Origin of the sequence: Demequina sp. NBRC 110056 (assembly GCF_002090155.1) — a bacterium.
Classification (GTDB): Bacteria; Actinomycetota; Actinomycetes; order Actinomycetales; family Demequinaceae; genus Demequina.
Window position 1 is genome coordinate 366,383 of sequence record NZ_BBRM01000005.1, and the last position, 20,455, is coordinate 386,837.

19 protein-coding genes are annotated in these 20,455 nt (G+C 72.9%); 8 read left to right on the forward strand and 11 right to left on the reverse strand.

All coding sequences use genetic code 11. The features are described 5' to 3' along the window. Positions 1 to 2: 2 nt before the first annotated feature. Positions 3 to 1,274, reverse strand: coding sequence for a hypothetical protein (locus tag B7K25_RS09795; RefSeq protein ID WP_084105851.1), 1,272 nt, complete (start codon positions 1,272 to 1,274; stop codon positions 3 to 5). Further along, a complete protein-coding gene (locus B7K25_RS09800) occupies positions 1,274 to 1,885 on the reverse strand; it encodes an SAF domain-containing protein (RefSeq protein WP_084105852.1) in 612 nt (203 codons plus the stop codon). The genes B7K25_RS09795 and B7K25_RS09800 overlap by 1 nt, the downstream gene beginning before the upstream one ends. Positions 1,886 to 2,037: 152 nt before the next feature. Here B7K25_RS09800 and B7K25_RS09805 point away from each other — a divergent pair, with 152 nt between their 5' ends. Next, the gene (locus B7K25_RS09805; protein ID WP_084105853.1) at positions 2,038 to 2,247 is read left to right on the forward strand and encodes a helix-turn-helix domain-containing protein; all 210 of its coding nucleotides are present in this window, start codon (positions 2,038 to 2,040) and stop codon (positions 2,245 to 2,247) included. Here B7K25_RS09805 and B7K25_RS09810 read toward each other — a convergent pair. Beyond that, positions 2,244 to 2,753 (reverse strand): hypothetical protein, encoded by a 510-nt coding sequence (locus tag B7K25_RS09810; RefSeq protein ID WP_084105854.1) that lies wholly within the window; start codon positions 2,751 to 2,753, stop codon positions 2,244 to 2,246. The two genes, B7K25_RS09805 and B7K25_RS09810, sit on opposite strands and share 4 nt — an antisense overlap. A 118-nt stretch (positions 2,754 to 2,871) precedes the next feature. Between B7K25_RS09810 and B7K25_RS09815 the strand changes: the two genes are divergently transcribed. Both B7K25_RS09815 and B7K25_RS09820 read left to right on the forward strand, forming a co-directional pair. Continuing rightward, positions 2,872 to 3,699 carry a LysM peptidoglycan-binding domain-containing protein gene (locus B7K25_RS09815; RefSeq protein WP_084105855.1) on the forward strand — a complete coding sequence of 276 codons (828 nt, stop codon included), beginning with the start codon at positions 2,872 to 2,874 and terminating at the stop codon, positions 3,697 to 3,699. Next, on the forward strand, positions 3,696 to 4,085 hold the full coding sequence (locus tag B7K25_RS09820) for an Rv3235 family protein (RefSeq protein WP_084105856.1): 390 nt from the start codon (positions 3,696 to 3,698) through the stop codon (positions 4,083 to 4,085). The genes B7K25_RS09815 and B7K25_RS09820 overlap by 4 nt, the downstream gene beginning before the upstream one ends. A 3-nt stretch (positions 4,086 to 4,088) precedes the next feature. Here the strand turns inward: B7K25_RS09820 and secA are convergent, their stop codons facing one another. The 7 genes from secA to mtrA form a co-directional block, all read right to left on the reverse strand. After that, entirely contained in the window at positions 4,089 to 6,887 is a 2,799-nt protein-coding gene (gene secA / locus B7K25_RS09825) for a preprotein translocase subunit SecA (RefSeq protein WP_234988171.1), read from the reverse strand. Positions 6,888 to 6,959: 72 nt separating this feature from the next. After that, positions 6,960 to 7,856, reverse strand: coding sequence for a DMT family transporter (locus B7K25_RS09830; RefSeq protein ID WP_084105858.1), 897 nt, complete (start codon positions 7,854 to 7,856; stop codon positions 6,960 to 6,962). Positions 7,857 to 7,945: 89 nt separating this feature from the next. Then, positions 7,946 to 8,614, reverse strand: coding sequence for a ribosome hibernation-promoting factor, HPF/YfiA family (gene hpf / locus B7K25_RS09835; protein ID WP_084105859.1), 669 nt, complete (start codon positions 8,612 to 8,614; stop codon positions 7,946 to 7,948). Positions 8,615 to 8,740: 126 nt separating this feature from the next. Then, on the reverse strand, positions 8,741 to 9,538 hold the full coding sequence (locus tag B7K25_RS09840; protein ID WP_234988167.1) for a ComF family protein: 798 nt from the start codon (positions 9,536 to 9,538) through the stop codon (positions 8,741 to 8,743). Positions 9,539 to 9,628: 90 nt separating this feature from the next. Further along, positions 9,629 to 11,353 carry an LpqB family beta-propeller domain-containing protein gene (locus tag B7K25_RS09845; protein ID WP_084105861.1) on the reverse strand — a complete coding sequence of 575 codons (1,725 nt, stop codon included), beginning with the start codon at positions 11,351 to 11,353 and terminating at the stop codon, positions 9,629 to 9,631. Then, positions 11,350 to 13,011 (reverse strand): MtrAB system histidine kinase MtrB, encoded by a 1,662-nt coding sequence (mtrB, locus tag B7K25_RS09850; RefSeq protein WP_144018953.1) that lies wholly within the window; start codon positions 13,009 to 13,011, stop codon positions 11,350 to 11,352. The genes B7K25_RS09845 and mtrB overlap by 4 nt, the downstream gene beginning before the upstream one ends. Continuing rightward, positions 13,008 to 13,691, reverse strand: coding sequence for an MtrAB system response regulator MtrA (gene mtrA, locus B7K25_RS09855; protein ID WP_084105863.1), 684 nt, complete (start codon positions 13,689 to 13,691; stop codon positions 13,008 to 13,010). The genes mtrB and mtrA overlap by 4 nt, the downstream gene beginning before the upstream one ends. 98 nt (positions 13,692 to 13,789) lie before the next feature. Here mtrA and B7K25_RS09860 point away from each other — a divergent pair, with 98 nt between their 5' ends. The 5 genes from B7K25_RS09860 to B7K25_RS09880 all read left to right on the forward strand — a co-directional run bounded on the left by B7K25_RS09860 (position 13,790) and on the right by B7K25_RS09880 (position 19,555). Next, positions 13,790 to 15,106 carry a hypothetical protein gene (locus B7K25_RS09860; RefSeq protein WP_084105864.1) on the forward strand — a complete coding sequence of 439 codons (1,317 nt, stop codon included), beginning with the start codon at positions 13,790 to 13,792 and terminating at the stop codon, positions 15,104 to 15,106. Between the two features lie 10 nt (positions 15,107 to 15,116). Beyond that, positions 15,117 to 15,767 (forward strand): DUF4129 domain-containing protein, encoded by a 651-nt coding sequence (locus tag B7K25_RS09865; protein ID WP_144018954.1) that lies wholly within the window; start codon positions 15,117 to 15,119, stop codon positions 15,765 to 15,767. Continuing rightward, the gene (locus B7K25_RS09870) at positions 15,764 to 16,969 is read left to right on the forward strand and encodes a DUF4350 domain-containing protein (RefSeq protein WP_084105866.1); all 1,206 of its coding nucleotides are present in this window, start codon (positions 15,764 to 15,766) and stop codon (positions 16,967 to 16,969) included. Before B7K25_RS09865 ends, B7K25_RS09870 begins: the two co-directional genes overlap by 4 nt. 209 nt (positions 16,970 to 17,178) lie before the next feature. Continuing rightward, positions 17,179 to 18,258 (forward strand): AAA family ATPase, encoded by a 1,080-nt coding sequence (locus B7K25_RS09875; RefSeq protein WP_371328299.1) that lies wholly within the window; start codon positions 17,179 to 17,181, stop codon positions 18,256 to 18,258. Positions 18,259 to 18,262: 4 nt separating this feature from the next. After that, positions 18,263 to 19,555, forward strand: coding sequence for a DUF58 domain-containing protein (locus B7K25_RS09880; protein ID WP_084105867.1), 1,293 nt, complete (start codon positions 18,263 to 18,265; stop codon positions 19,553 to 19,555). Between the two features lie 91 nt (positions 19,556 to 19,646). Here B7K25_RS09880 and B7K25_RS09885 read toward each other — a convergent pair. Continuing rightward, a partial coding sequence (locus B7K25_RS09885; protein WP_144018955.1) for a transposase occupies positions 19,647 to 20,455 on the reverse strand: 809 nt, incomplete at its 5' end.

Below are 20,455 nucleotides of genomic sequence, written 5' to 3' on the forward strand. Positions count from 1 at the left end.
GCTCAGTGTCCCACCGCGCTCGGCGCGACGGCGGCACGACGCGGCGGCGCCTGCGCTTCCACTGCGGCGCATGCGACGACGGCGACTGCGGCGATCGCGCGCCGCGCCTTCGACCGCGGCGCGCACTCGGCGAGAACCTGCCCCGCGAGCGCGGCCGCGTCGAGCGCCGACGGGTCGAAGGGCACCGGGAACACGCTGCCGACGCCCGCGAAGCGCGCCAGGACATCCGCGACCGTCTCCTCCGGCCGCGCACCGGCGACCGCGGACCTCACGCGGTTCACCACGACGAGCGGATCGGTGACACCCCGCTCGGCAAGGCTGCTCAGGCCGTGGATGAGCCGCTGCATCGCGAGCGGTTCGGCGCTGCCCACCGCCACCACCCGGTCAGCAGCGCCGAGCGCCGCCAGGGTCGCGCCGTTGCGCTGCGGCGCTCGCGTGTCGTACTGCAGGTGCTCGTCAACCTCGAGGCTGAAGCCGCAGTCGACCACGACGACGTCGTAGGCGGACCGGGCCGCCGCGAGCGCCGCCTCGACGGCCGAGCCCGGCAGCTCGCTCCAGCGCTGCGGCCGCGTGATCCCCGTCAGCACCGCGAGCCGCTCATCGATCGCGAGGCTGTGGCGGCGCACCGCAGTCGCATCGACAGGCCCGCGCTGCGCGAGCCGCACGACGCCGGCAAGGCCGGGCGCCTCGTCGGTGAGACCGACGGCCTGCGCCACCGCCCCGCCGTAGGTGTCCGCGTCGACCAGCAGCGTGCCGGCGCCGGCGCGGGCCGCCTCCGCCGCGATGTTCAGCGCGATCGTCGTGCGACCCGGAGCGCCCGTCGGCCCCCAGACTGCGACGACTGTGCCCACGGTCGGGGCGCGCTCGCTGGCGTCGTCATCGGACGGCGGCGCAGGAGGCGGCTCGGGGTGGACACGCAGAGACGGGTCGACGAGCTCCGCGGCGATGCGCGCGGCGAGGTCGGCGGGGTCCGCGCCGGGGCCGAGGACGATGGGCACTCCGAGCGATCGGAGGGTCTCCGCGGCATCGGGCTCGTCGGCGACGGCGACGACCACCGGAATCGTGCGGCGCAGGATCTCGACGGCGCCGCGCGTGAGGCGCGGGTCGTCCGACACCACGATGGCGCCGCCGGCTCCCCCGTCTGCGGCGGCCATGGCCTCGGCGAGGTCCGCGCATCGCCGCGCGACCGTCAGGCCAGGGTGGGCATCGATCGCGGCCGCGTAGGCACCCTCGGAGCGGCCCGCGACGGCCAGGATCACCCCGACGCTGGCCATCAGCGTCCGCCGTGGCCCACGACGGAGATGTCGCCGCCCGAGGCAGCCGCGTCCAGCACCGCAGAGACCGCGTCGCGGGGCACCGCGAGGTAGACGGTCTCGCCGCCCGCGACGGCGAACGCACCGTCCGCGCGGGCCACGTCGGCCACGACGAGGCCCTCGGCGACCATCGCCGCCACCGGTTCCTCGCCGACCGCGAGCCAGAGGTCGACAGCGGCTCCAGAGTCGATGTCCGGAGCGAGCGGCGTGCTGGAGACGACGCCGATGACCCGACCGTCGTAGCCGTCAGCGGCCGCGAGCGCGCGAACCGGCACGATCTCGCCGGCGCTCACGGTGCGGGTGACGACCTGACCCCACGGAGCGTCGGCATCCACCGCCAGGTAGGTGCCGCCATCGACCTTCACCCGGGCGACCTCAAGGTCGCCTTCTGCGAGCACGGTGCCCGGCACGAGCGTCGACGATGCCACGTAGTAGGGGTCAGTCTGATCCGCGGCGCGCAAGGCGAGGGTCACGCCCACGATGGCGACGCAGATGAGCGCGAGGCCTGCCAGCAAGCGGGGATCGCGCCAGCTCGGCCGGCGCAGCCGACCGGCCACGGATCCGTCGTCCATCGCTGCCCCCCTCGACAGTGCACTCGACACGATGCACGCGTCGCCTTCGCGGCGACGATGCCCGTGGCGCCTATCCTGCCGACTCAGCGCCGTCGTGCCAAGACCCTGTGGACAGCGGCAAGGGACAGGCGCCACCGTGCCACAATGACCGCATGAGTCCGCGGTTCCTCACGCTCGAGGATGTGCAAGAGGTCCTCAACATCTCCTCGCAGCAGGCCTACGCGCTGGTGCGCAGCGGCGACCTGCCCGCGATCCAGGTCGGGGGCCGCGGCATCTGGCGGGTCGAGGCGAGCGAGCTCGAGGACTACATCGCCCGGCAGTACGAGGCGTCGCGGCAGCGAGCCTCGCAGGCGCGGCCCTAGCCGGAGGCCACCTCGAGCAGGCCCGACAACGGCACCGTCGTGACGGAGCCTTGCGGCTCGGCGGCGAGGTCGAGGTGATCGGCGCCCACTCGCTCGATCATGCCCACGAGATCGACGCCGCACCGCACCTGAACGCGCGCGCGATCGCGGCTCAGCGCTCGCAGCGCCGAGGCGATGGTGAGCCGCTCCTCGACCGCCGAGAGCTGCTCGGCGCGCGCTGGTAGCCCCACGATGCCGGCGATCGCCGCGGCGGGGACGAGCCGCTCGCGGCCGGAGTCGTCGAGGAGGAGCCACTCGCCACCCGAGTCCGTCAGGACACCGCGCGCCCTGCTGCCGTCGCGTAGCGAGAGCGACAGCTCGCGTCCGCGTGCCGCCGCCACGCGCGCCGCGAGCTCGATCGACGCGCGTTCGCCGCGTGTCCGCTGGGCGACCTCCGCCCGCCAGTCGCTGGCCTCGAGCTCGACGGCCTGCGCCTCGAGGTCACGGAAGAGGGCATCCCATCGCATGCGCCCACGCTACGGCCGGGCCCGTCCACAGCCAAGGCTCTGCGGTGGACGCACACACATCGCCGATGTATATCTAGTGTCATCAAACAGCATCAAACGCTATCTAAGGAGATGAAGAGTGACCTACCGCACCGCGCCTTACGTCCTCGGGCGAATCGCCGCGCTCGTCGCGCTCGCGACCGCACCGCTGCTCGCCGCCGCGCTTGTTGCGAGCGCATGGACCGCCGCGAGCGACCTGGGCCTCCCGTCTGCGACGCTGTCGGACGCCATCGTCACGGGTGCCGCTGCGCTCGGAGCGATCGCGTGCGCCGTGCTGACGGGCTCGACCGTGCTCGCTGTGGCGGCGCCGACCGGATCGCGGGTCCGCGCTGCTGCGCTCCGGGCGATGCCGCACGCTTGGCGGCGGCTGGTCGCCGCGGCGCTCGGCGGCGCCGTCGCCGCCGGGCTCACGATTCCGGCCGTGGCGGCGCCGGGCGCCGGGTGGCTCGACCCCGCCGCGGAGTCGACCGGAGCCACGGGCTCGACGACGATCGCCCCGGCGGCATGGACCCGCGCCGCGTCCGAGGGCGACCCTGGAACGTCGCCTGCGCGAGTGCCCGAGGCGTCTCTCGACGCACCGCCGGGCACGACGCCGGACGACCGTCTCCCACCACCGCACGACCCTCGCCTCGCAGGTGACGGCGCCGGGTGGCTGCCGGCGGCGGCCGCAGCTCCAACAGCGGAAGCGGCCACGACAACAGATCCACCGGCGGACCCATCGGCCATCACCGTCGAGACCGGCGACTCCCTGTGGTCCATCACCGCGCGCGAGCGCGGCGGGAGCGCCGCCGACGTCGCCCGCGCGTGGCCGGACCTCTACGCGCTCAACCGGGAGGTGGTGGGCGCCGACCCCGATCTCATCCATGCGGGCCAGCGGCTCGCGCTCCCCGAGGAGTGGTCACGATGAGCGCCCAGCCCGTCGCCACGACCGCGTCGCTGCCGGGGCTGCGTCCACGAGTCCGGCGCGCGCTGGGCGACCCGACGCCGCTCGCGTGCACGGTCGCGAAGGCCGCGATGGAGGCGGTGCTCGGCGGCCCGGCGATCGACCCCTACGTGCGCTGGCTCGACGAGGCCACGTTCGCCCACGTCGCCCGCCAGCGTTCGCTCGCCATCCGCGCCGGGCGCACCCTGACCGGACCGGTGGGGGTGCGCCGCGCTCGGGCCTCCCGCGTCTCGCGCACCGCGGCAGAGGTGTCCGTCGTGATCGAGCACGCCGGCCGCTGTCGCGCCGCCGCCCTGCGCCTCGAGGAGGTCGCAGGGCGGTGGCAGGTCACCGAGCTGCTGCTCGGGTGAGCGTCAGTCCTCGTTCTTGCCGTGGCAGAGCTTGTACTTCTTGCCCGAGCCGCACGGGCACTGCGCGTTCTTGGCGGTGCCCGGGAACGTCACGCCGTCGTCGGAGGGCTTCTCGCCCGCCTTCGGACCTGACTTCTTCACCTCTCCCGAGCCGTCGTCCGACGGACCCGAGTAGGTGAGCGCACCCATGGACGCCTGCATCATCGTGCCGGGAGTGGCCGAGGTGTTGCTCATCACCCGACGGGGCTGACCGGCGCCGGCCACGGTGCCGCCAGGCGCGGCTGCCGCGGTCGCTGCCGCCGAGGCCTCGGTCAGGCCGGGCGCCTGAGGCTCCTTGGCCTTCTTCTCGACGCGGTACAGGACCTGGAGCGACTGCTCCTTGATCGAGTCCGTCATCGCCTCGAAGAGCTGGAAGCCCTCGCGCTGGTACTCGATGAGGGGGTCGCGCTGGCCCATGGCCCGCAGTCCGATGCCCTCCTTGAGGTAGTCCATCTCGTAGAGGTGCTCGCGCCACTTGGCGTCGAGGACCTGCATGACGACCTGACGCTCGACGGTCCGCAGCAGGTCGGAGCCGAGGCGCTCCTCGACGGCGTCGTACTGCACGCGCGCATCGGCGACGAGCTCGCGGGTCAGGAACGCCGTCGTGACGCGGTCCAGACCGCCGGCCTCCTCGATGAGCTCGTCCTCGGTCAGCGACACCGGGTAGATGGTGCGCAGGTCCTTGAACATCGCCTCGAGGTCCCAGTCCTCGGGCGAGCCGACGATGGTCGCCGCCTTCACGTACGCGGTGACGACCTCGTCGATGAACTGCTCGACCTGCTCGCGGAACTCCTCGCCGTCGAGGACGCGGCGGCGCTCGCCGTAGATGACCGAGCGCTGCGAGCTCATCACGTCGTCGTACTTGAGGATGTTCTTGCGGATCTCCGCGTTGCGGCCCTCGATCTGCGCCTGCGCCGAGCGCACGCCGCGCGTCAGCACCTTGGACTCGATCGGCACGTCGTCCGGCAGCGCGCCGGAGTTCATCATGGTCGCGGCGAGCCCCGACTGGAACATGCGCATGAGGTCGTCCTCGAGGCTCAGGTAGAACCGGGACTCGCCCGGGTCGCCCTGACGGCCCGAGCGGCCGCGTAGCTGGTTGTCGATGCGGCGGGACTCGTGGCGCTCGGTGCCGAGGACGTACAGTCCACCGGCGGCCAAGACCTCGTCGTGCTCCGTCGCGACGGCAGCCTTGGCGGCGTCGAAGACGCCGTCCCAGACCTTCTCGTACTCCTCCGGGCTCTCGTGCGGGTCGAGCCCTCGAGAGGCCATCTCCTGCACGGCGCGGAACTCCGGGTTGCCGCCGAGCATGATGTCGGTGCCTCGGCCAGCCATGTTGGTGGCGACGGTGACGGCGCCCTTGCGGCCCGCCTCCGCGACGATCGACGCCTCCTTCTCGTGCTGCTTGGCGTTGAGCACCTCGTGCTTGATGCCGTGCTTGCGCAGCTCCTTCGACAGGCGCTCCGACTTCTCGACGGACACCGTGCCGACGAGGACGGGCTGGCCGTTCTTGTTGCGCTCGAGGATGTCCTCGATGACCGCGGAGAACTTGGCGGCCTCCGACTTGTACAGGAGGTCGGACTGGTCCTGACGGATCATGGGCTTGTTCGTGGGGATCGGCACCACGCCCATGCCGTAGGTCGCGTTGAGCTCGGCGGCCTCGGTCTGGGCCGTGCCGGTCATGCCGGAGAGCTTGTCGTACTGGCGGAAGTAGTTCTGCAGCGTGATCGAGGCGTACGTCTGGTTCTCCGCCTTGATCTGCACGCCCTCCTTGGCCTCGATCGCCTGGTGCAGGCCCTCGGAGTAGCGGCGGCCCTTGAGCAGGCGGCCGGTGTGCTCGTCGACGATGTCGACCTCGCCGCCCTGGACCACGTAGTCGCGGTCGCGCTTGAAGAGCTCCTTGGCCTTCACGGCGTTGTTGAGGAAGCCGATGAGCGGAGTGTTGGCGGGGTCGTACAGGTTCTCGATACCGAGCGCCTTCTCGACCTTGTCGATGCCGGGCTCGAGCATGCCGACGGCGCGCTTCTTCTCCTCGACCTCGTAGTCCTCGTCGATGGTGAGGGACTTCGCGATCCGCGAGAACTCCTGGTACCACTTGCCGTGGTCGGCCTGGGCCGGGCCCGAGATGATGAGCGGCGTGCGCGCCTCGTCGATGAGGATCGAGTCCACCTCGTCGACGATCGCGAAGTGGTAGCCGCGGTGCACCAGCTGCTTGGGGTCGAGCGCCATGTTGTCGCGCAGGTGGTCGAACCCGAACTCGTTGTTGGTGCCGTAGGTGATGTCAGCCGCGTACTGCTCGCGGCGCAGCTCGGCCGGCATGCCGGACAGGATGCAGCCGGTCTCCATCCCGAGGAAGCGGAAAACGCGACCCATGAGGTCGGACTGGTAGCTCGCGAGGTAGTCGTTGACCGTGACGACGTGCACGCCGCGGCCGGTGAGCGCGTTGAGGTACGCCGGCAGGGTCGCGACGAGGGTCTTGCCCTCACCGGTCTTCATCTCCGCGATGTCGCCGCCGTGCAGCGCCGCGCCGCCCATGATCTGCACGTCGAAGTGGCGCATGCCGAGGGTGCGTCGGGAGGCCTCGCGCACCGCCGCGAACGCCTCGGGCATCAGCGAGTCGAGCGACTCGCCGCCCTCGTACCGCTCCTTGAACTCGTCGGTGAGGGCCTTGAGCTCGTCGTCGCTCAGCTCCTCGTACACGCTCTCCATGGCGTTGGTGAGGGCGACGACCCTGTTCAGTCGGCGCAGCACGCGCCCTTCGCCCATGCGGATGACGCGGTCGAGAACAGACACGAATGACTCCTAGAGGTGTGGATATCCACCAGCCATCGTAGGCGCTCAGGCCGGGTCGACCTGCGCGTCTCGCTGTGGGCGCAACAGCACCACCGCCGCCGCGAGCGCGGCCCCGCCGGCCACGCCCCACCAGCCCAGCCGCTCGCCCAGCACGATCGCTCCGAGCACCGCCGCCACGAGCGGCTCGAGCAGCGACACGACGGTCGCGACGAAGGGCGGCACGGTGACGAGGCCCGCGAGGTACGCCACGTACGCCAAGCCCGTCGAGAACAGCCCCATGACCAGCGCCACAGTCCAGCCGTCGACGCCGGCCGGCACGCCCCAGCCCGTGAGCGCCGCCACCGGCAGCACCACCAGCCCGCCGATGCCGAAGGACAGCGCGACCAGCCGCACCGATCCGAGTCCCGGGACAGGTGCGCGGTTGACGACCGTGATCCCCGCGAAGGCGGCGCCTGTGACGAGCGCGACGGCGACCCCGGCCAGCGCATCGGCTCCGGCGTGGAGGGACGATGCGCTGAGCGCCACCAGCCCCACGAGGGCGAGGCCGAGCGCCCCGAGGGAGCGCGGCGGCGGCACGCGCCGCAGCGCGACCGCGTCCCACAGCGCGACCCACACGGGAGCCGAGCCGATGGTGACGAGCGTCGCGAGCCCGACGCCGGCCAGCGCGATGCCCGTGAAGTACAGGACCTCGAAGATCGCGGTGAGCGTGGCGGTGACGAGCACGCGCCGCCATCCGGCGGCGCCGATGCCGCCGAAGCCACCGCGCGCGCCGCCTCGGAGCGCGACCCACGCGGACAGGGCGACGCCGGCGATGAGCATGCGCCACATCGCGACCGAGGCGGGCGGGACGTCCGAGCCCTCCGCGAGCACGGCGCCCAGCAGTCCGCCGGTGCCCCACAGGCAGGCGGCGGTGACGACGAGGAAGAAGTCGCGGGTGCGCACGCGCCGATGCTAGCGCCGGCACATGTCGCGCAGGTCACGCGCAAGCGGCGCAGGGGATCGCTCCCCTGCGCCGCTCGATCGCGCGAAGGTCAGGCGCTCTCGCGGTCCGCCTCGGCGTCCTCCTCGACGCGGATCACGCCGTAGGTCCAGCCCCGGCGGCGGTACACCGCGGACGGCAGAGATGTGTCGGCGTCGATGAACAGGTAGAAGTCGTGGCCGACGAGCTCCATCTGGTCGATGGCCTCCGACACGGTCATGGGCGAGGCCTTGTGCGTCTTGGAGCGGATGCTGATGGGGGTGCCGTCGACCGGCACCTCGACCGTCGCGCCCTCGGGCGCTCCCTCCCAGGCCTCGACGCTCTGGACCGCGTCGTCGGCCGGCTCCGGCGTCGGGTCCGGCGCGGATGACGCGGCCATCTCCTGCGCCACGACGGCGTGCAGCGATGGCTTGTTCTTGTGGCGGTTCGCGCGCCGCTCGTGCTGACGGCGCAGCTGCTCGACGATGCGCGCGCTCGCGCGCTCGAAGGCGACGTGGCGGTCGTCGGCCGTCGCCTCCGCTCGGATCACGCCGTGCGCGTGCACGGTGATCTCCACCCGTTCGCGATCGGAGGACAGCCTCGGGTTGCGCTCGTGAACCACGTTGACCTCGGCGCGCGTGGCACGCGGGGCAAGGGATTCGACCTTCTCCATCTTGTCGAAGATCTGCTGACGCATGTCCTCGGAGACCTTGGTGTGGCGTCCGACGATCGCGATGTCCATGGTGAAGCTCCTTCTTCAGGTGGGGTGGCCAGGCGGCCAGGACTTCAGGTGGTGGCGGCGCGTTCGTCGCGCCAGCGGCATCACCTCCCAGCCCATCGAAGGTGACGACAGTCGTCGTCTTGCTCCTCAGCGTAGACCCGGCGGGGCGACGGCGCGACCAGTGTCGACGAACACGGCGGCGAGCGCCCCGACCACCGCTCCACCGGCGCCCTCGAGGGCCCGGCAGCAGGCGGCGAGGGTCGCGCCGGTCGTCAACACGTCATCGACGAGGAGCACGGGAGACGTCGGCCTGCGGACGCAGCGGACGGCGCGCTGCGCGTCCCGCCACCGACCCCGCGCGGAGGACCCCCGCGACTCCCCGGCGCCGATCCTGAGCGCCGGCTCGAGGTCGCCGTGGACGCCCTCCGCAGCGAGACCTCTGGCCACGCCGCGTGCGAGCAGCAGCGGCAGGTCCGCGCCGCGGCGTCGCGTGCTCGCGCGTCGCGCGGGCGCGGGGACGACGGCGACGCGGATGAGACCATCGTCGAGCAGCGCGGGCGCGATCGCGACGGCCGCGCGTGTCATGGCCGCCGCCACCCAGCGGTCGAGGTCGCGTCGGTGCCCGTCCTTCCACGCGGCCACCGTGCCGCCCACCGCGCCGACGAGGGGCGCGACCGCCCACACCGGCAACGTGCCCTGCCCGTCCACCAGGAGGCGCGGGGCGCACGTCTCGACGCGCATCGGCTCCTCCCACCACGGCGCGGCGCAGTCCTGGCACAGCCGCGCGTCGGCGAGCCCGCAGCCCGGGCACGACACCGGTACCGCGAGCCTGGCGAGCTCCGTCGCGAGCCGTCGGACCGCGTCCGGCACGCCGACGGCTCGCGGCCTCCCCGCAGAGTCCAGCGCGTCGAGCAGGACGCCGTCGAGCGGTGCGTGTCCGGGCATGCGCACGATGGTTCCCGCGCCGCGGCGCCCGCGCAGCGCCGATGCGCTCGTCTGGGGACCGCTCGCCCGCCCGCCCGCCCTGGGGACGGCTCAGCCCGAGTAGGCGATCTCGGACACCCCGGTGAGGACCGGGACCCACGACGACCCCGAGCGCTCCTCACCGTGGCCGTCGCCGGCGATGACCAGGAGCGACGTCTCGCCCGAGCGCACGGCGACGTCGACCGCGTCCCGGATGGTCGCGACGACGGTGGTCGCCCCGCCCACCTCGACCAGCCACAGCGGCGTGGGCGAGCCGTCGACCACCTGGCCGAGGACGCCCACCGTGGTGTCGTCGACCCACACCACCTCGACGCCGGTGCCCACACCGGCGCCGATCGCCAGCGGCTCGCCGACGCTGAGCGGCACGCCTCCGGGATCGCGCACGAGCGCCGCGACCTCCACCACCGGCTGGCCCCCCGCGCGCGACACGACCACGATGCGCGCGCCGTCGCGCGACACCGCGATGGCGATCACCGAACGGGTCTGCAGCCACTCGACCGGGAGCGCCGTCTCCTCACCGGAGGACGCGATGGCCACGAGGCCCTCGTCGCCCGAGGTCTCGGCGGTCCACACGTACCCGTAGCGGTCGAAGGACGGCGCGACCAGGTCCTCGCCGGAGTGAAGCAGGGTGGTGTCGACGGGACCCGGCGGATCACCCAGGTCGCCCGTCGGCTCGACGAGCACCGTGCCCTCCTCGCCCAGCAGGGGCGTGGTCACGACCTCGGAGCCGCCCTGGAGGTAGGCGACGGCGCCGCCGGGATACGCGCGAGCCAGGCCCGAGGCGTCGTCGCCGACGCCACCCGCGGTCAGCGGGGTGGTCCACAGCTGCTCGCCGTCCCACACGCCGAGCCGGCCATCGACGAAGGCGGCGGCCTCGCCGTCCGGCACCGGGGCGGCGGCGAGCTCCGCGTCGCCTGACACGGCGAGCGGTAGGCCGCCGATGCGCACCTCGACGTCCGTCACGGAGGGCAGCCCCGTGAGCGACAGGCGCATCTGCTCGAGGGCGAGCGCGCTGTCCTCGGGGTCGCTCGCGGACTGCGTCGACAGGTCCACGGTCGCGAGGCCGTCCTCGACCACGACCGACTGCACCGCGAGCGAGGCGGACGCCGGGAAGCCCGTGACGACCGCATCGGCGAGCCACGGCGACGGCCCCTCGATGAGCTCGCGCGAGACGGCCGTCGCGATGTTGTTGTCGGGCAGCCACCGCACCTCGGGCACGACGGTGGTGCGGTCGGTGGTCGCGAACACCAAGTCCACCGCACGGAAGAAGCGCGTGAAGTCCGCCTCGGAGATCACGACGCCGTCGTCCAGCTCCGAGATGCGCCACTGGCCCTGCGCGTCCTGGGCGAGGGTGAACTCGATGGGCGCGACCGCGTCGTCCGCGGCGTCGATCCGCCGTCCTGATTCGTCGATCGCGGCGGACAGCGGCACTCCGTAGTTGACGGTGCGGGTGGCCTCGTTCCACTCCGGTGTCACCGCGCCCGAGTCGTACACCAGGGTGTGCGCTCCGGGGTCCCAGCTCGCCGCGGCGTCGGGCGTGAGGAACTCACGCGCCACCGTGAAGTCCGTTGCGACTCCGGAAGCAGACGCGGTGAGGAAGCCGGTGACGATCGCCGCCGGGTCGTCGCTGGGGTCGGGACCCTCCTGGATGGGCACCAGGGGGTCGACCGGCGAGATGTCCGCGTTGCCCTCCTCGACAGGGCCCGATGTGGGGATCGAGGCGCAGCCCGCGAGGCCGAGCGCGGCCGCGAGCACGAGAGCCGTCGCGCGCCTCATGCCTTCACCCCCGCGTCGCGGTCGTCGCCGAAGGCGTGCAGCCCCTGCTGCAGCGTCACCTGCGGGCCGACCTTCTCGAACTCCCTCTCGCGCAGCACGAGCGCGAGCGGCGCGTTGCGGCCGAGGCCCTCGGAGGTGCGCGGCAGCAGCAGCCGGAAGCTCGCGCCCTGCCCGGGCGAGCCCCACACCTCGAGCGTGCCGTCGTGCAGCACGGCGTCCTCGCGCGCGATCGACAGGCCCAGGCCGGTGCCACCCATGGTGCGGGCGCGCGCCGAGTCCGCGCGCCAGAACCGGTCGAAGACGCGGTCGACCTGGTGCGGGGTCAGCCCGAGGCCGTAGTCACGGACGACGACCGCGGTGCCGCGCCGGTTGGACCGCACCGCGATGTCCACGGGCGTGCCCTGGCAGTGCTCGATCGCGTTCGACAGCAGGTTGCGGATGATGCGGCCCACCCGCGGACGGTCGAACGACGCCGTGTGCGGACCGGGGGCGACGTACAGCCTCAGCTGGACGCCCATGTCCTGGGCGATCGGCGCGACGGCCTCGACCTCGTCGCGCACGACGTCGGCCAGGTCGTTCTCCTCGAACTCGAGCTGCGCCGCGCCCGCGTCGATGCGCGAGATCTCGAGCAGGTCGCTCAGCAGCGCCTCGAACCGGTCGAGCTGGGTGCTCAGCAGCTCGGCCGAGCGGGCCACGTGCGGCGCGAAGTCGCCGCGCGCGTCGTGCAGCACGTCCGAGGCCATGCGGATGGTCGTGAGCGGGGTGCGCAGCTCGTGCGACACGTCGGACACGAACCGGCGCTGCAGCCGCGAGAGGTGCTCCATGCGCGTGATCTGACGCTGCAGGGACTCGGCCATCTCGTTGAAGGTCTGGGCGAGCGTGGCCATCTCGTCGTGGCCGCGCACCGTCATGCGCTCCGACAGCCGCCCCTCGGCGAGGCGCGACGCGACGCGCGCGGCGTGGCGCACGGGGCGCACGGCCTGCGCGGTGACGAACCATGTCATCGCGACGACGAGCCCGACGAGCACCACGGCACCGATCGCGAGGACGCGCTGGATCAGCGCGAGCGTGGCCGCCTCGTCGGACAGCGGGTACACGAAGTACAGCTCGTAGGGGCCCGCGACCGGGATGTTGAGCTGGCTGCCCACCACCACGCCGGGGTCCCCAGACGTCGGCAGCTCGACGAACTGCCAGGGCTGCGGGACGCCATCGCGCACGGCCTCGCGCATGTCCGTCGTGATGACCGTGCGCAGGCCCGTGGTCGACTCGCCGACGGTGAGCGGGACGGTCGACGTGTTGTCGGGGCTGCGGACCATGACCAGGCCGCGGCTCTCGCCGCCGAGCCCGCTCAGCTCGGTGATGAGGTCGTAGACGAAGCGCTGAAGGTCTGCGGGGTTCGCCGCCGTGGTGGTGTCGGCGCGCTCCTGCGCCGTCGCGGCGTCGCGCGCGCTCTCCGCGAGCACGCTCTCCACGCGCTCGTCAACCAGTCCGTCGCGCACCGCGGTCGACACGTAGGCGCCGAGCAGCGCCACGGTGCCGATGCCGACGACGAGCGTCGACACGACGACGCGCAGCGACATCGACCGAGTCCACCGTCGCAGTCCTCGCTGCAGCGGCGCGAGCAGGACGGCGCCGACGGAGCGCGCCGTGGGTCTCACGTCTGGTGCGCGCCTGCCTTGTAGCCGACGCCGCGCACCGTCTGGATGATCTCGGGGCTCTCGGGGTCCTTCTCGATCTTCGCGCGCAGGCGCTGGATGTGGACGTTGACGAGGCGGGTGTCGGCGGCGTGGCGGTAGCCCCAGACGTCCTCGAGGAGCACCTCGCGGGTGAAGACCTGTCCCGGCGCGCGCGCCAGCGTCACGAGCACGTCGAACTCGAGCGGCGTGAGCGGGATCATCTCGCCGTCGCGCATGACGCGGTGTCCGGTCACATCGATCTCGAGGTCGCCGATTCGCACCACCGCGGGCACCGCGTTGTCGTTGCGGCGCAGGCGCGCCCGCACCCTCGCGATGAGCTCGCGCGGCTTGAACGGCTTGGGGATGTAGTCGTCCGCCCCCGATTCGAGGCCCAGCACCACGTCGACGGTGTCCGACTTCGCGGTGAGCATGATGATGGGCACGCCGGACTCCGCGCGGATCTCGCGGCAGATGTCGATGCCGCTCTTGCCGGGGAGCATGAGGTCGAGGAGGATCACGTCGGGCGCCTGCTCGCGGAACACCTCGAGCGCCCGATCGCCGTGGTCGCAGAAGACCGGCTCGAAGCCGTCCCCTCGCAGGACGATTCCGGTCATCTCCGCCACCGCAGGATCGTCGTCGACCACCAGGATGCGTGCCGTCATGCGCCCATCTTGCCACGCGGGTGTGCGCGAGCCCCGCGAGGACCCTCGGCGGCGTCGCCCCCGCATGGCAGGATGGGCCACACCGACGAGGAGGTGCAGTGAGCGAGAGCGCGCCAGGCGGCGCTGGCACGGGCTGGACGCCCGGGACCACGCCCCCACCGCCCCACGGCGGCACGCCCGAGGAATCGCACGGCGAGCAGCCCCCGACCAGCGAGGCCGCACCCACGGCGTGGGCCGCACCGGGCTCGACGCCGCCGGCGACGGGCGCGACGCCCGCACCGCCCGCATCGGCGCCCCCCGGCTTCTCGCAGGCACCGGCGCCGCACACGCCCGGTGCGTATGCGCCAGCGCCCCAGGGAACGCCCGCACCTGCACCCGCGTCCGCCTACCCGCCACCGGCAGGCCCCGCCTACGGCGCGGCTCCCCTGCGCCCGGCGGCCGTCAACGCGGCGCCCACGTACCGCTCGTGGCAGCCGGGGATCATCCCGCTGCGCCCGCTGTCCTTTGGCGACTTCCTGTCCGTGCCGTTCAAGGCGATGCGCTTCAACCGCGCGGTGGTGCTGGGCGGCCCGCTGCTGTTCACCCTCATCACCGCGGCGCTGACCATGACCGCGATGTGGCTGGTCTTCACCGATGCGCGGCTCGGGCTGCTCGACGCGACCCCGTCTCTCGACGGGATCAACGTGCAGACGGTGGTGCTGCTCGTGCTCGCCGTCGTGTCGCTGTTCCTCACCGACGTGCTGTGCAGCTCGATCGTCGCCCCGGGGGTCGCCCGTGCCGTCATGGGCGAGCGCATCTCTCTGGCCGTGGCGTGGCGACAGATGCGACGCAAGCTCGGCGCCCTGCTGCTGATCTACGTCGCGACCGGAGTGGTCTATGGGGTGCTGGTGTTCGTCGTGTTCATCCCTGCGCTGGTCAGCGGTCTCACGTCCGACGACTCGGTGGGCGCCGTCCTGCTGACCGTCGCCCTCGCGCTGCTCGTGCTGGTGCCGGCGGGCATGGTGGTGACGGTCCTGCAGGGCATCGTGCGGGCGATGGTGGTGCTCGAGGGCATCGGCGCCGTCGCCGCCGTCAAGCGCGTGTTCCCCCTCATCCGCCGGCGCTTCTGGTGGTCGATCCTCATCGTGTTCGTCACGGGCCTGCTCATCAACGTCGTCGCGTCGACGCTGCAGTACGTCGGACAGTTCGCCGCGCTCATCGCGACAGTCATCGCGCCCGAGAACGTCGCGGTGCTCGCCATCTCCTTCTTCGCGGTCTACGGGCTGGCGCTGGTGATCTCGCTCGTCGCGACCTACGCCTACATGGGCAGCGTCTTCTCGCTGCTCTACATCGACCTGCGGATGCGTCACGAGGGCTTCGACCTCGACCTCGCGCGCGCCGCGGAGGCGCGCGCGGCCGCCCAGGCGGGTCGCTGACACCGTGCTGATGCCGCTCGCGAGCACACCCCTGCTGCGCGTCGACGTGCCCGTCGACCCGGACGCCGACACGGCGCGCGAGTGGGCGGTCGACGAGCTCGCGAAGCCCGAGTACCGCGAGGGCTCAGGGCTGTCGCTCGACAGGTTCTGGGAGTGGATCGGCGAGCTGCTCAGCCGCATCGGCGGTGTGGGCGACAGCGTCGGCATCCCCGGCGCCGTGCTCGTCGGGCTCATCGCCGCGGCCGCGATCGGGCTCGTCACCTGGCTCATCCTCGGCCCGCTGCGCCGCTCCCGGCGGGCGAGCGGCTCCGGCGGCATCTTCGACGACGACGGTCGGTCGTGGGCGCAGATCCGCGACGCCGCCCGGGCCGCACAGTCCGCTGGCGACTGGGACCTCGCCGTCATGGAATGGTTCCGTGCGTCGGTCAGGCTCGAGCAGACACGCGAGGCCATCCTCGACTCCCCCGGCGTCACGGCACACGAGGCGGCGGCGCGCATCGGGGCCATCGCTCCCGGCGCGCGGGACGCCATCGGCGCGGATGCTGCCGCCTTCGACACCGCCCGGTACGGCGACGGCGGTCTGACGGCGGACGACGCCCGGCACGCCGAGGCGACGTTGGCGGCCGTCGAGTCGCGCTCGACCAGCAAGGCTCCGGCATGACCGCGACCGACCAGCTCCACCGCGCTCCGCGAACGGACGGGGCGCTCACCCGCGCGCGCAGGCGTCCGCTGGGGCCCATCGCGATCCTTCTGTTCGTGGTGTTCATCGGCGTGCTCATCTGGACGGCCCGCCCCGAGGACTACACGACCCTGTCGATCGACAACGCGACCGAGGACGGCACGCGCGCCGTCGCGCAGATCCTGCGCGGTCAGGGCGTCGACGTCCGCCAGACCGCCACGCTCTCCGGCGCGCGCATCGCCGACCCTGCCTCCACGACGCTCGTCATCGCCGACGGCGAGATGCTGGTCGACTACCAGATCGAGGCCATCGCGGACTACCCCGGCGACCTCGTCCTGATCCGTCCCGGCCAGGCGTTGCTGGACGGCTTGGACACGGATCTCTCGGTGCGCGCCTCGCTCGACGCCGGGGCGCAGGCCGCCCGCTGCGACGACCCCGACGCGACCGCCGCGGAGTCCGTCGCGACCCTCGACTCCGTGCTCGTGGGCGGCGAACGGTCCGGCGCGGTCGTGTGCTTCCCGAACGCGGACGGCGGGGGCGCGTTCGCCGTGCTCGACGGCGAGCGACGCGTGAGCGTGCTGGCCTCGTGGCCGATCGTCACCAACGAGCACCTCGACGCGTACGGGCACGCGGCGCTCAGCCTGCGCACGCTCGGCCGTCACGAGAGCGTGGTCTGGTACGTCGGCGACGTGTTCGACGCGTCGACCCTGACGTGGGAGGGCTCGGGCGGCGACGGGGAGACGCCCCCGTCCGAGGTCGAGGCCAACCCCGACTTCCTGCCGCCGGGGACCGGCCCGGTGCTGTTCGTGCTCGGGCTCACCGTCGCCGTCGCGGCGCTGTGGCGCGCGCGGCGGTTCGGTCGCCTCGTGCGCGAGCCGCTTCCCGTCGAGGTTCGCGCCTCCGAGGCGACGCGCGGTCGCGCGCGCCTCTACCGCCGAGCGCGGGCCAGCGGGCGTGCCGCGGCCGCCATGCGTGCACGCGCCGCCCTGCGCATGGGCCGACGCCTGGGGCTGCCGCGCACCTCCGACCGCGCGGCGACCGTCGCGGCGATCGCGCACGCCGCGCGACGCGACCCCCGCGACGTCGACCGCATCCTGTACGGCGAGCCGCCCACGTCGGACGGCCAGCTCATGTCCATCATCGACGAGCTCGACACCCTGGAGAGAGAGGTTCAGCGACCGTGACCGAGACACCCGAGAGCCCCCGGGAGCCGCACGCGCCCGAGTCCGCTGACGCGCAGGCACCGCTGCCGGACCACGACGGTGGTGTCGCTCCATCCGACGGTAGCGAGGCGGCCGTGCCGGACGCCGCGCCCGCGCCCGCGGATGGCGCGGAGCCCGAAGCCGCTGCGGGCGCCCCCGCCGACGGCGCGACGCCCCCTGCCGCCGCGGACGTGCCCTCTGAGGACGTGCCCGCGCAGCACGTGCCCACCCCGAGCGCATCGGCGCCTCCCGCCGCCGAGCCACAGGCCGCATCGGCGCCCCCGGCACCTCCTGCGCACGAGCCGCCTAGCAGCGACGACGCTGCGGGAGCCCGCGCATCTCTCGCCGCGCTGCGCACCGAGGTCGGCAAGGCCGTCGTCGGCCAGGACGCCATCGTCACCGGGCTCGTGATCGCGCTGCTGTGCCGCGGCCACGTGCTGCTCGAGGGCGTCCCTGGCGTCGCGAAGACCCTGCTGGTGCGCACCCTGTCGCACACGGTGGGCCTGGACTTCAAGCGCGTGCAGTTCACCCCTGACCTCATGCCAGGCGACGTCACCGGCTCCCTGGTCTACGACGCCCGCACCGCGGCCTTCTCGTTCCGCGAGGGGCCCGTGTTCACCAACCTGCTGCTCGCCGACGAGATCAACCGCACCCCTCCGAAGACCCAGTCCTCGCTCCTCGAGGCGATGGAGGAGCGTCAGGTGACGGTCGACGGCGAGGCGCGGAAGCTGCCCGAGCCGTTCATGGTGATCGCCACCCAGAACCCCGTCGAGTACGAGGGCACCTATCCCCTCCCCGAGGCGCAGCTCGACCGCTTCCTCATGAAGCTCCCGGTGCCGCTCCCGGCGCGCGACGCCGAGGTCGACGTCGTGCTCCGTCATGCCGCCGGCTTCAGCCCGCGCGACCTCGACGCCGCCGGTGTGCGCACCGTCGCGGCCGTGGCCGACCTCGACGCTGGGCGTGACGCCGTCGCGCGCGTCAGCGTGTCGCGAGAGGTCGCCCAGTACGTCGTGGACCTGTGCCGCGCGACGCGCGAGGCCCCGTCGGTCTCGCTCGGCGTGTCGCCGCGCGGCGCCACCGCGCTGCTCAGCACCGCGCGCGCCTGGGCGTGGATGCGCGGCGGCACGTTCGTGACGCCCGACGACGTCAAGGCCCTCGCCGAGTGGACCCTGGGCCACCGCATCCAGATGCGCGCCGAGGCCGAGCTCGAAGGCGTCACGAGCGCCGCCGTCCTGCAGTCCGTCCTCGCCTCCGTTCCCGTCCCGCGCTGATCGCATGTACATCACCGGGTGGACCGTCCTGCTGGCCGCGCTGGGCGCGGTGCCGGCGGCGGTCATCCACGAGCGCTCGTTCGCGTGGCTGTGGGTGCTCGGCGTGCTCGTGCTTGCGTGCCTCGATGCGCTGATCGCGCCCAGCGCACGCGCGGTCGGCGTCCGCCGCACTCCCCCAGGCTCGGTCCGCCTCACCGAGTCCACGGCCGTCGTCCTCGAGGTCGTGAACCTCGGCTCGCGCCGGGTGCGGGGAGCGGTGCGTGACGCGTGGCAGCCGTCGACGGGCGCAGTGGCCGACCGTCACCGCCTGCGGCTGCGCGGCGGCGAGACGGCGCGCTTGCGCACCGTGATGGTGCCGACACGTCGCGGCGACCTCCACGCGGACCTCGTCACCGTGCGCTCCGAGGGGCCGCTCCGACTCGCCGGGTGCCAGCGGTCCATCGAGGCGCCCGCGACGCTGCGCGTGCTGCCGGAGTTCGCCTCGCGCAAGCACCTGCCGTCCCGCCTCGCCCGCCTGCGGGAGATCGATGGCCAGACGGCGGTCCAGCTCAAGGGCGCCGGCTCGGAGTTCGACTCGCTGCGCGACTACGTCATCGGCGACGACGTGCGCTCGATCGACTGGCGCGCCACCGCGCGGCGCGCCGAGGTCATGGTCAAGACCTACCGACCCGAGCGCGACCGGCGGGTGATGATCGTCCTCGACACCTCGCGGCTGTCCGCCGCTCGCGTCGGCGACGCGCCGCGGCTCGACGCGTCGATCGAGGGGACGCTGCTGCTGACGGCGCTCGCCACGAAGGCCGGCGACCGCGTCCAGGTCACCGCCTTCGACCGCGTCGAGCGGGCCCGCGCCATCGGCGCGACCGGCCCGGCGGTCATGCCCCAGCTCGCGGACGCGCTCGCGACGGCGACGCCCGCGCTCGTCGAGCCCGACTGGCCTGCCGTCGCCCGGCTCGTCCAGAGCAGGCTGTCCCAGCGCGCTCTCGTGGTCCTGCTCACGACCCTCGACCCCTCAGCGGTGGACGGCGGCCTGCTGGACACCGTCGCGGCGATCACCTCCAAGCACGCCGTGCTGGTCGCGTCCGTCGACGACCCGGAGCTCGCCGAGCTCGAGGCCGCGCGCGGCGATGCCCACGACCACTACGCCGCGGCCGCCGCCGCGCGCACCGCCATCGAGCAGGACGCGATCGCGGCCCGTGTGCGCGAGCTCGGCGCCGAGGTGCTCACGGCCCTACCGGACCACCTCGCTCCCGCCGTCGCCGACCGCTACCTCGCGCTCAAGGCGTCCGGCAGGCTGTAGCCAGCCCGCGCATCGGCCCTGCGCGGCCTCGCCGCGGTCGTTCTGCACTCCCCACCCCCTCCCCACGATGAAAGTGACGCTTCTATGTTCGTCAAGTGGGCATGGTGGCGGTGGCGTGGGTGAGGGTGCGGTGGATGTGTCGGGCGATGTAGCGCTTGAGGATGCGGCGGATTTCCTTGAGGGTGAGTCCTTCGGTTTGGCGGCGGGCAATGTAGTCGCGGGTGGCTTGATCGATCCGCATGCGGGTCAGGGTGATGGTGTGCAGGGCGGCGTTGAGGCGTCTGTCGCCGCCGCGGTTGAGTCGATGGCGGGTGGTGTTGCCTGACGATGCGGGCAGGGGGCTGACTCCTGCTAGTGCAGCGAAGGCGCCCTCGGAGCGGAGTCGGCCTGCGTGGGACCACGACACATAGATCGCGGCTGCGGTGATCGGTCCGATGCCGGTCTCGGTCAGGAGAGCCGCTGCGGGGGTGGCGGGCAACAGGCTGGTGATGTGTGCCTGATTCGCTTTGAGGTCGGCGTCGGTGGCCAGGATGGTTTTGGCCAGGCGGGCTGCTTCGGCGCGGGCGATCGCGGTCGCGACAGGTTCGGTGCGTGTTCTCCAGGCGGCGATGGTGCGGATCAGGGTCGTGGTGATAGACGCGCGAGCATCGAGTTCGATGCCTAGTGCCGTGGTGCGGATCAGCGCGGTGAGCATGTTGATCGTGGTGGTGCGGTGTCCGGTGAGCTGGTCGCGAGCGGCCAGCAAGATCCGCAGTGCTGCCCGTTCGCCCTGATCGGTGCGGGGTTGGCGCAGGCGGGACGTGTCGACGCCAAGCACGGAGCGGGCGATCAGCTCGGCATCGATGGGGTCGGACTTGCCGCGGCCAGCACGCAACCCTTTCGGGGTGGGGTGAGGTTCGA

What these genes read in the sequence shown, in the direction of transcription:
- B7K25_RS09800 (WP_084105852.1), bottom strand. Translation starts at nt 1,885, where the DNA reads ATGGACGACGGATCCGTGGCCGGTCGGCTGCGCCGGCCGAGCTGGCGC.
- secA (WP_234988171.1), bottom strand. Translation starts at nt 6,887, where the DNA reads ATGGGCGAAGGGCGCGTGCTGCGCCGACTGAACAGGGTCGTCGCCCTC.
- B7K25_RS09805 (WP_084105853.1), top strand. Translation starts at nt 2,038, where the DNA reads ATGAGTCCGCGGTTCCTCACGCTCGAGGATGTGCAAGAGGTCCTCAAC.
- B7K25_RS09820 (WP_084105856.1), top strand. Translation starts at nt 3,696, where the DNA reads ATGAGCGCCCAGCCCGTCGCCACGACCGCGTCGCTGCCGGGGCTGCGT.
- B7K25_RS09810 (WP_084105854.1), bottom strand. Translation starts at nt 2,753, where the DNA reads ATGCGATGGGATGCCCTCTTCCGTGACCTCGAGGCGCAGGCCGTCGAG.
- B7K25_RS09870 (WP_084105866.1), top strand. Translation starts at nt 15,764, where the DNA reads ATGACCGCGACCGACCAGCTCCACCGCGCTCCGCGAACGGACGGGGCG.
- B7K25_RS09795 (WP_084105851.1), bottom strand. Translation starts at nt 1,274, where the DNA reads ATGGCCAGCGTCGGGGTGATCCTGGCCGTCGCGGGCCGCTCCGAGGGT.
- mtrA (WP_084105863.1), bottom strand. Translation starts at nt 13,691, where the DNA reads ATGACGGCACGCATCCTGGTGGTCGACGACGATCCTGCGGTGGCGGAG.
- B7K25_RS09845 (WP_084105861.1), bottom strand. Translation starts at nt 11,353, where the DNA reads ATGAGGCGCGCGACGGCTCTCGTGCTCGCGGCCGCGCTCGGCCTCGCG.
- B7K25_RS09840 (WP_234988167.1), bottom strand. Translation starts at nt 9,538, where the DNA reads ATGCCCGGACACGCACCGCTCGACGGCGTCCTGCTCGACGCGCTGGAC.
- B7K25_RS09865 (WP_144018954.1), top strand. Translation starts at nt 15,117, where the DNA reads ATGCCGCTCGCGAGCACACCCCTGCTGCGCGTCGACGTGCCCGTCGAC.
- hpf (WP_084105859.1), bottom strand. Translation starts at nt 8,614, where the DNA reads ATGGACATCGCGATCGTCGGACGCCACACCAAGGTCTCCGAGGACATG.
- B7K25_RS09880 (WP_084105867.1), top strand. Translation starts at nt 18,263, where the DNA reads ATGTACATCACCGGGTGGACCGTCCTGCTGGCCGCGCTGGGCGCGGTG.